This is a genomic window from Streptococcus sp. 27098_8_86 (assembly GCF_041432595.1).
In the GTDB taxonomy this organism is placed as follows: domain Bacteria; phylum Bacillota; class Bacilli; order Lactobacillales; family Streptococcaceae; genus Streptococcus; species Streptococcus pneumoniae_F.
This window is the reverse complement of sequence record NZ_JAPVZW010000007.1, coordinates 120,832-128,585: the sequence shown is the minus strand read 5'-3', so window position 1 is coordinate 128,585 and position 7,754 is coordinate 120,832. Positions and strand designations below refer to the sequence as shown.

Annotated in this window: 7 protein-coding genes; 6 read left to right on the top strand and 1 reads right to left on the bottom strand. The window is 42.5% G+C overall.

What is annotated here, in order from left to right:
* Positions 1–17: 17 nt before the first annotated feature.
* Complete coding sequence (locus tag O3616_RS07695; protein ID WP_371638547.1) at positions 18–743, bottom strand: 16S rRNA pseudouridine(516) synthase; 726 nt, start codon at positions 741–743, stop codon at positions 18–20.
* Between the two features lie 161 nt (positions 744–904).
* Here O3616_RS07695 and typA point away from each other — a divergent pair, with 161 nt between their 5' ends.
* The 6 genes from typA to pyrF all read left to right on the top strand — a co-directional run bounded on the left by typA (position 905) and on the right by pyrF (position 7,745).
* Positions 905–2,746: a translational GTPase TypA gene (typA, locus tag O3616_RS07690; RefSeq protein ID WP_000164111.1), complete on the top strand. Its 1,842-nt coding sequence runs from the start codon at positions 905–907 to the stop codon at positions 2,744–2,746.
* Positions 2,747–2,765: 19 nt separating this feature from the next.
* On the top strand, positions 2,766–3,020 hold the full coding sequence (locus tag O3616_RS07685) for a DUF3165 family protein (RefSeq protein WP_371638546.1): 255 nt from the start codon (positions 2,766–2,768) through the stop codon (positions 3,018–3,020).
* A 115-nt stretch (positions 3,021–3,135) separates the two neighbouring features.
* Positions 3,136–4,488: a UDP-N-acetylmuramoyl-L-alanine--D-glutamate ligase gene (gene murD / locus O3616_RS07680; protein ID WP_371638544.1), complete on the top strand. Its 1,353-nt coding sequence runs from the start codon at positions 3,136–3,138 to the stop codon at positions 4,486–4,488.
* 1 nt (position 4,489) lies between these two features.
* Positions 4,490–5,548, top strand: a complete 1,059-nt coding sequence (locus O3616_RS07675) for a UDP-N-acetylglucosamine--N-acetylmuramyl-(pentapeptide) pyrophosphoryl-undecaprenol N-acetylglucosamine transferase (RefSeq protein WP_371638542.1) — start codon at positions 4,490–4,492, stop codon at positions 5,546–5,548.
* 9 nt (positions 5,549–5,557) lie between these two features.
* Positions 5,558–6,817: a cell division protein FtsQ/DivIB gene (locus O3616_RS07670; RefSeq protein WP_371638541.1), complete on the top strand. Its 1,260-nt coding sequence runs from the start codon at positions 5,558–5,560 to the stop codon at positions 6,815–6,817.
* A gap of 232 nt (positions 6,818–7,049) precedes the next feature.
* Entirely contained in the window at positions 7,050–7,745 is a 696-nt protein-coding gene (gene pyrF, locus O3616_RS07665; RefSeq protein WP_371638540.1) for an orotidine-5'-phosphate decarboxylase, read from the top strand.
* The last annotated feature ends 9 nt before the right edge of the window (positions 7,746–7,754 follow it).

Sequence of the window (7,754 nt, the reverse complement as noted above, 5' to 3'; positions counted from 1 at the left end):
AATAAAGCTTTTTTCTTTTATCCACTTTTTTCTAAATAGTTTTTAATGATTTCCAATTCCTCTGGATTCAAGGGACGGAATTGCCCTTCTGCTAGTTCTGGGCCTAATGTAAAGTCACCGAACTGAACTCGTTTGAGAGAGACAACCTTGACACCAACTGAGAGGAACATTTTTTTAACCTGATGAAATTTTCCTTCTGATATGGTAATAGAGGCATGACTCTCTGTTGGGCTTGAGGACAGAATTTCGAGCTGAGCAGGTTTACAAGTGGTCCTATCTAAAAAGACGATTCCTTCCTTAAACAGTCGGATATGGTCTGACGTGAGCGGTCCGTTTACTACGACTTGATAGGATTTATCGACATGATATTGGGGATGGAGGAGTTGGAAGCCCAAGGGACCGTTATCGGTCAAGAGGAGGAGTCCTGTCGTATCTCGGTCCAGTCGGCCGACGGCATAGAGCTTGTCAGACTGGATGTCAGGCGGAAGGAGGTCCATGACGGTTGGAAGTTTCTTGTCTTTGTTGGCTGTAACGACACCAGCAGGCTTATGAAGCATAAGATAGGTGTGCTCATAGCCTCGAATGATTTGGTCTTGAAAAAGGAGTTTTTGTAGTCCTGTATCGATATTTTGGGCTAGAGAGCGGGCTGGGCGACCATCGACTAGAATTTCCTCTTTGAGTAAGGCTTGTTTCATGGCCTTTCGGCTGATTTTTTCTTGGGCTAATAAATTATCTAAACGCATACTGTGCCTATCTTATCATAAGTTGTTTGCTTTGAAAAGGATTGACGTGAAAAGAAAAGCGGAGTGAAAACATTTACACTTGCTTGAGTTATGTTATTTACTTGAAAATATGGTATAATCGTTCAGTTAGAAAATAAATTTTGAATATTATAGAGGAAGTCATGACAAAATTAAGAGAAGATATCCGTAACATTGCGATTATCGCCCACGTTGACCACGGTAAAACAACCCTCGTTGATGAATTATTGAAACAATCAGAAACGCTTGATGCACGTACTGAATTGGCTGAGCGTGCTATGGACTCAAACGATATCGAAAAAGAGCGTGGAATTACCATCCTTGCTAAAAATACAGCCGTTGCCTACAACGGAACTCGTATCAATATCATGGACACACCAGGACACGCGGACTTCGGTGGAGAAGTTGAACGTATCATGAAAATGGTTGACGGTGTTGTCTTGGTCGTAGATGCCTACGAAGGAACCATGCCACAGACTCGTTTTGTATTGAAAAAAGCCTTGGAACAAGATCTTGTACCAATCGTGGTTGTTAACAAAATCGATAAACCATCAGCTCGTCCAGCTGAAGTAGTGGACGAAGTCTTGGAACTTTTCATCGAGCTTGGTGCAGATGACGATCAACTTGACTTCCCAGTGGTGTATGCTTCAGCGATCAATGGAACTTCTTCATTGTCAGATGATCCAGCTGACCAAGAAGCTACTATGGCACCAATCTTTGACACGATTATCGACCATATCCCAGCTCCAGTAGATAACTCAGATGAGCCTTTGCAGTTCCAAGTGTCACTTTTGGACTACAACGACTTCGTTGGACGTATCGGTATCGGTCGTGTCTTCCGTGGTACTGTTAAGGTTGGGGACCAAGTTACCCTTTCTAAACTTGATGGAACAACTAAAAACTTCCGTGTTACAAAACTCTTCGGTTTCTTTGGTTTGGAACGTCGTGAAATCCAAGAAGCAAAAGCAGGTGACTTGATTGCCGTTTCAGGTATGGAAGATATCTTTGTCGGTGAAACTATTACTCCGACAGACGCAGTTGAAGCTCTTCCAATCCTACACATCGATGAGCCAACTCTTCAAATGACATTCTTGGTCAACAATTCACCATTTGCTGGTAAAGAAGGTAAATGGGTGACTTCTCGTAAGGTGGAAGAACGCTTGCAGGCAGAATTGCAAACAGACGTTTCCCTTCGTGTTGACCCAACTGATTCACCAGATAAATGGACTGTTTCAGGACGTGGAGAATTGCACTTGTCAATCCTTATCGAAACAATGCGTCGTGAGGGCTATGAACTTCAAGTATCTCGTCCAGAAGTTATCGTAAAAGAAATCGACGGTGTTAAATGTGAGCCATTTGAACGTGTTCAAATCGACACTCCAGAAGAATACCAAGGGTCTGTTATCCAAAGCCTTTCTGAACGTAAAGGTGAAATGTTGGATATGATTTCAACTGGTAATGGTCAAACTCGTTTGGTCTTCCTTGTGCCAGCGCGTGGTTTGATCGGATACTCAACTGAGTTCTTGTCAATGACTCGTGGTTACGGTATCATGAACCATACCTTCGACCAATACTTACCATTGATTCCAGGTGAAATTGGTGGTCGTCACCGTGGTGCCCTTGTTTCTATCGATGCTGGTAAGGCTACAACTTACTCAATCATGTCTATCGAAGAACGTGGTACGATCTTTGTCAACCCAGGTACTGAGGTTTATGAAGGAATGATCATCGGTGAAAACTCTCGTGAAAACGACTTGACAGTTAACATCACTAAGGCTAAACAAATGACCAACGTCCGTTCAGCTACTAAGGACCAAACAGCTGTTATCAAGACACCTCGTATCTTGACCCTTGAAGAGTCTCTTGAGTTCTTGAACGACGATGAGTACATGGAAGTAACGCCTGAGTCTATCCGTTTGCGTAAACAAATCCTTAACAAGGCAGAGCGTGAGAAAGCTAACAAGAAGAAAAAATCAGCTGAATAAGAGCTAGAAAGAGATAAAGATGGTTTATTTAATCATAGGACTCCTCTTATTACTACTCTATGTATTTGCGACACCAGAAAGCATTAAAGGGACAGTCAATATCGTCCTTGTCGTCTTTGCCTTCGTAGCACTTTTGATTTTGCTGATGCTGTCTGTCCTGCAAATCTTTCAGCTACCGACAGAATTCTTTATCGCAATCGCCATGCTCCTCCTAGCATACTTTAGTTTGCGAGATATTACCCTCATGTCGGTTTATAAAAGTAAAAAAAGATAAAGAAGAGAGTTTCGGCTCTCTTTTTGCTTGTTAGAATGCTGAATCTGAGCATTTTCATTTAGAATTATTTCCATAAAAATGGTAAAATAGTAAGAGTAGAAATGGAGTTCGAGACATGAAAGTAATAGATCAATTTAAAAATAAGAAAGTCCTTGTTTTAGGTTTGGCCAAGTCAGGTGAATCTGCAGCTCGTTTGTTGGACAAGCTAGGTGCCATTGTGACAGTAAATGACGGGAAACCATTCGAGGACAATCCAGCTGCCCAAAGTTTGTTGGAAGAAGGGATCAAGGTTATCACAGGTGGCCATCCTTTGGAACTATTGGATGAAGAGTTTGCCCTTATGGTGAAAAATCCAGGCATCCCATATAGCAATCCCATGATTGAAAAGGCTTTGGCCAAGGGGATTCCAGTCTTGACTGAGGTGGAATTGGCTTACTTGATTTCAGAAGCGCCAATTATCGGTATCACAGGTTCGAACGGTAAAACAACCACAACGACTATGATTGGGGAAGTTTTGACTGCTGCTGGACAACATGGTCTCTTATCAGGAAATATCGGCTATCCTGCCAGTCAAGTGGCTCAAACTGCGACAGATAAGGACACTCTTGTTATGGAACTTTCTTCTTTCCAACTCATGGGTGTTCAAGAATTCCATCCAGAGATTGCGGTTATTACCAACCTCATGCCAACTCATATCGATTATCATGGTTCTTTTGAGGAATATGTAGCAGCTAAGTGGAATATCCAGAACAAGATGACAGCGGCTGATTTCCTTGTCTTGAACTTTAACCAAGACTTGGCAAAAGACTTGGCTACTAAAACACAAGCTACCGTTGTACCATTTTCAACACTTGAAAAGGTTGATGGAGCTTATCTGGAAGATGGTCAACTCTACTTCCGTGGGGAAGTGGTCATGGCAGCGAATGAAATCGGAGTTCCAGGTAGCCACAATGTGGAAAATGCCCTTGCGACTATTGCTGTAGCCAAGCTTCGTGGTGTTGATAACCAAACCATCAAAGAAACTCTTTCAGCCTTTGGTGGTGTCAAACACCGTCTCCAATTTGTGGATGAAATCAAGGGTGTCAAATTCTATAATGATAGCAAGTCAACCAATATATTGGCTACTCAAAAAGCCTTGTCAGGGTTTAACAACAGCAAGGTCATTTTGATTGCAGGTGGTTTGGACCGTGGTAATGAGTTTGACGAATTGGTGCCAGACATTACTGGACTCAAGAAGATGGTCATCCTGGGTCAGTCTGCCGAACGTGTCAAACGGGCAGCAGACAAGGCTGGTGTGGCATGTGTGGATGCGACTGATATTGCTGATGCGACCCGCAAAGCCTATGAACTTGCGACTCAAGGAGACGTGGTTCTTCTCAGTCCTGCCAATGCTAGCTGGGATATGTATGCTAACTTTGAAGTACGTGGCGACCTCTTTATCGACACAGTAGCGGAGTTAAAGGAATAATATGAAAAAAATTGTCTTTACAGGTGGGGGGACGGTTGGACACGTGACCCTCAACCTTTTGTTAATGCCCAAGTTTATCGAAGATGGCTGGGAAGTCCACTATATCGGAGATAAACGTGGTATCGAACACCAAGAAATCCTCAAGTCAGGTTTGGATGTTACCTTCCATTCCATTGCGACTGGAAAATTGCGTCGTTATTTCTCTTGGCAAAATATGCTGGACGTCTTCAAAGTTGGCTGGGGAATTGTCCAGTCCCTCTTTATCATGTTACGACTGCGTCCACAGGCTCTTTTTTCAAAGGGAGGCTTTGTCTCTGTACCGCCGGTTATCGCAGCGCGTGTGTCAGGAGTGCCAGTCTTTATTCACGAATCGGACCTATCTATGGGCTTGGCCAATAAAATCGCCTATAAATTTGCGACTAAGATGTATTCAACCTTTGAACAAGCTTCAAGTTTGTCTAAGGTTGAGCATGTGGGAGCAGTGACCAAGGTTTCAGATCAAAAAACTCCAGAACCAGATGAATTGGTGGATATCCAAACCCACTTTAATCCCCAATTGCCAACTGTATTGTTTGTTGGCGGTTCTGCAGGTGCTCGTGTCTTTAACCAATTGGTGACAGACCATAAGAAAGAACTGACAGAGCGCTACAATATTATCAATTTAACTGGAGATTCTAGCCTGAACGAGTTGAGCCAAAATCTTTTTCGTGTTGACTATGTGACAAATCTCTATCAACCCTTAATGGAATTGGCTGATATTGTTGTGACACGAGGTGGCGCCAATACGATTTTTGAGCTCTTGGCCATGGCAAAATTACATGTTATTGTGCCACTTGGTCGTGAAGCTAGTCGTGGTGACCAGATTGAAAATGCAGCCTACTTTGTAAAAAAAGGTTATGCAGAAGAGCTTCAAGAAAGCGATTTGACCTTGGACAGTTTAGAAGAGAAGCTTTCTCACTTACTAAGTCACAAGGAAGACTATCAAGCCAAGATGAAGGCTTCCAAGGAATTGAAATCTCTAGCAGATTTTTATCAATTGTTGAAAAAAGATTTATCATAAGGAAAGTAAATGTCAAAAGATAAGAAAAAAGAGGGCAAAGAAATCCTCGAAGAATTTAAAGAGTTATCAGAATGGCAGAAACGAAACCAAGAATATCTAAAAAAGAAGGCTGAAGAAGAGGCGACCCTAGCTGAGGAGAAGGAAAAGGAAAGACAGGCTCGAATGGCTTCAAAATCTCAAGAGTCAGATGCAACTGAGGACCAAGAGAGTGAATCTGATCCAAAAGATCCAAAATCAGCTAAGGAAGATGCTGAAGAAAAAGTAGAAAAATCAGAAGACGTCAAAAAAGAAGTATCCAAAAAAGAAGTATCCAAAAAAGAATCAAAGTCCAAAGAGCCAAAGAAAGAGGATAAAAAGGCAGATAAAAAGCCTGTAAAGGAAAAACCGGCTAAACCGAAAATTCCAGGAGTTCATATCTGGCGGGCTATCTCGATTTTGTTTCTCAGTCTGCTTTTATTGGTTGTCTCTGCATACTTGCTCAGTCCTTATGCGACCATGAAGGATATTCGTGTTGAGGGAACAGTGCAAACTACAGCTGATGATATTCGACAGGCTTCAGGTATTCAGGATTCGGATTATACAATTAACCTTCTGCTAGATAAGGCAAAATATGAAGAGCAGATCAAGTCTAACTATTGGGTTGAATCAGCTCAGCTTGTCTATCAATTTCCAACCAAGTTTACTATCAAGGTCAAGGAATTTGATATTGTGGCCTACTATGTTTCTGGAGAAAGTCATTATCCAATTCTTTCAAGCGGTCAGCTTGAGACCAGTTCGGTCAGTTTGGTGAGTCTGCCAGAAACTTATATATCAGTTCTCTTTAATGACAGCCAACAAATCAAAACCTTTACGTCAGAACTTGCTCAAATTAGTCCAGAACTCAAGGCGGCTATCCAAAAGGTGGAACTAGCCCCAAGTAAGGTGACATCAGATCTAATTCGATTGACCATGAATGATTCGGACGAGGTCTTGGTTCCTCTATCTGAAATGAGTAAGAAACTGCCATATTACAGTAAGATTAAGCCACAATTATCAGAACCGAGTGTGATTGATATGGAAGCTGGAATTTACAGTTATACAGTGGCGGATAAATTAATTATGGAGGCTGAGGAAAAAGCCAAACAAGAGGCCAAGGAAGCTGAGAAGAAACAGAAGGAGGAAGAGAAGAAAAGACTGGAAGAACAGCAGAATAAACTAGAAGAGGAGAAGAAAAAGCTGGAGGAAGAGGGCAATCAAAACCAAACGACACGGCGTTCATCACGTCGCTAGGTTTAGCTTTTCTCCTATAGCTCTTTAGTGACCATGTTTTTACTTGACAAGTGCTAGTAGAAATAATAGAATAGTAAAAAACCTTTAAAGCAGTCTAGAGAGGCAGCTAAGGTTAGACGGTGAAAGGGTGGAGACTACCCATTTTTCGTGGAACCTTGCTGTTGGCAGGTTCCTTTTTTCGCGGCTTCTTGTGGCCAGACTCTCTCACTAGCAAAGGTAAAAGGAGAAACCTATGCGAGAACATCGTCCAGTTATTGCTCTTGATTTTCCTAGTTTTGAGGCGGTCAAGGAATTCTTAGCTCTTTTTCCAGCAGAAGAAAGCCTTTATCTAAAGGTAGGGATGGAGCTTTATTACGCAACGGGGCCTGAGATTGTATCTTACTTGAAAGGCCTGGGGCACAGTGTCTTTTTGGATCTTAAGCTGCATGACATTCCTAATACAGTCAAGTCAGCCATGAAGGTCTTGGCTCAGCTTGGTGTGGATATGACAAATGTTCATGCTGCTGGGGGTGTAGAGATGATGAAGGCTGCGCGTGAAGGTCTTGGAAGTCAAGCAAAATTGATTGCTGTAACGCAGCTGACATCAACGTCAGAAGCCCAGATGCAGGATTTTCAAAACATCCAGACCAGCCTGCAAGAGTCTGTGATTCATTATGCCAAGAAGACGGCTGAAGCGGGATTAGATGGTGTTGTTTGCTCGGCTCAGGAAGTGCAACTCATCAAGCAGGCCACCAATCCAGATTTTATCTGTCTGACACCGGGCATTCGTCCAGCAGGTGCTGCAGTTGGAGACCAAAAACGCGTCATGACGCCAGCGGATGCTTATAAAATCGGCAGTGACTATATCGTAGTGGGACGTCCCATTACTCAAGCTGAGGATCCTGTTGTAGCTTATCATGCTATCAAGGATGAATGGAACCAAGACTAGAATTAAAGA

Excerpts from the sequence above, each read along its gene's own strand:
- O3616_RS07695 (WP_371638547.1), bottom strand. The coding sequence starts at position 743 with ATGCGTTTAGATAATTTATTAGCCCAAGAAAAAATCAGCCGAAAGGCC.
- typA (WP_000164111.1), top strand. The coding sequence starts at position 905 with ATGACAAAATTAAGAGAAGATATCCGTAACATTGCGATTATCGCCCAC.
- O3616_RS07685 (WP_371638546.1), top strand. The coding sequence starts at position 2,766 with ATGGTTTATTTAATCATAGGACTCCTCTTATTACTACTCTATGTATTT.
- murD (WP_371638544.1), top strand. The coding sequence starts at position 3,136 with ATGAAAGTAATAGATCAATTTAAAAATAAGAAAGTCCTTGTTTTAGGT.
- O3616_RS07675 (WP_371638542.1), top strand. The coding sequence starts at position 4,490 with ATGAAAAAAATTGTCTTTACAGGTGGGGGGACGGTTGGACACGTGACC.
- O3616_RS07670 (WP_371638541.1), top strand. The coding sequence starts at position 5,558 with ATGTCAAAAGATAAGAAAAAAGAGGGCAAAGAAATCCTCGAAGAATTT.
- pyrF (WP_371638540.1), top strand. The coding sequence starts at position 7,050 with ATGCGAGAACATCGTCCAGTTATTGCTCTTGATTTTCCTAGTTTTGAG.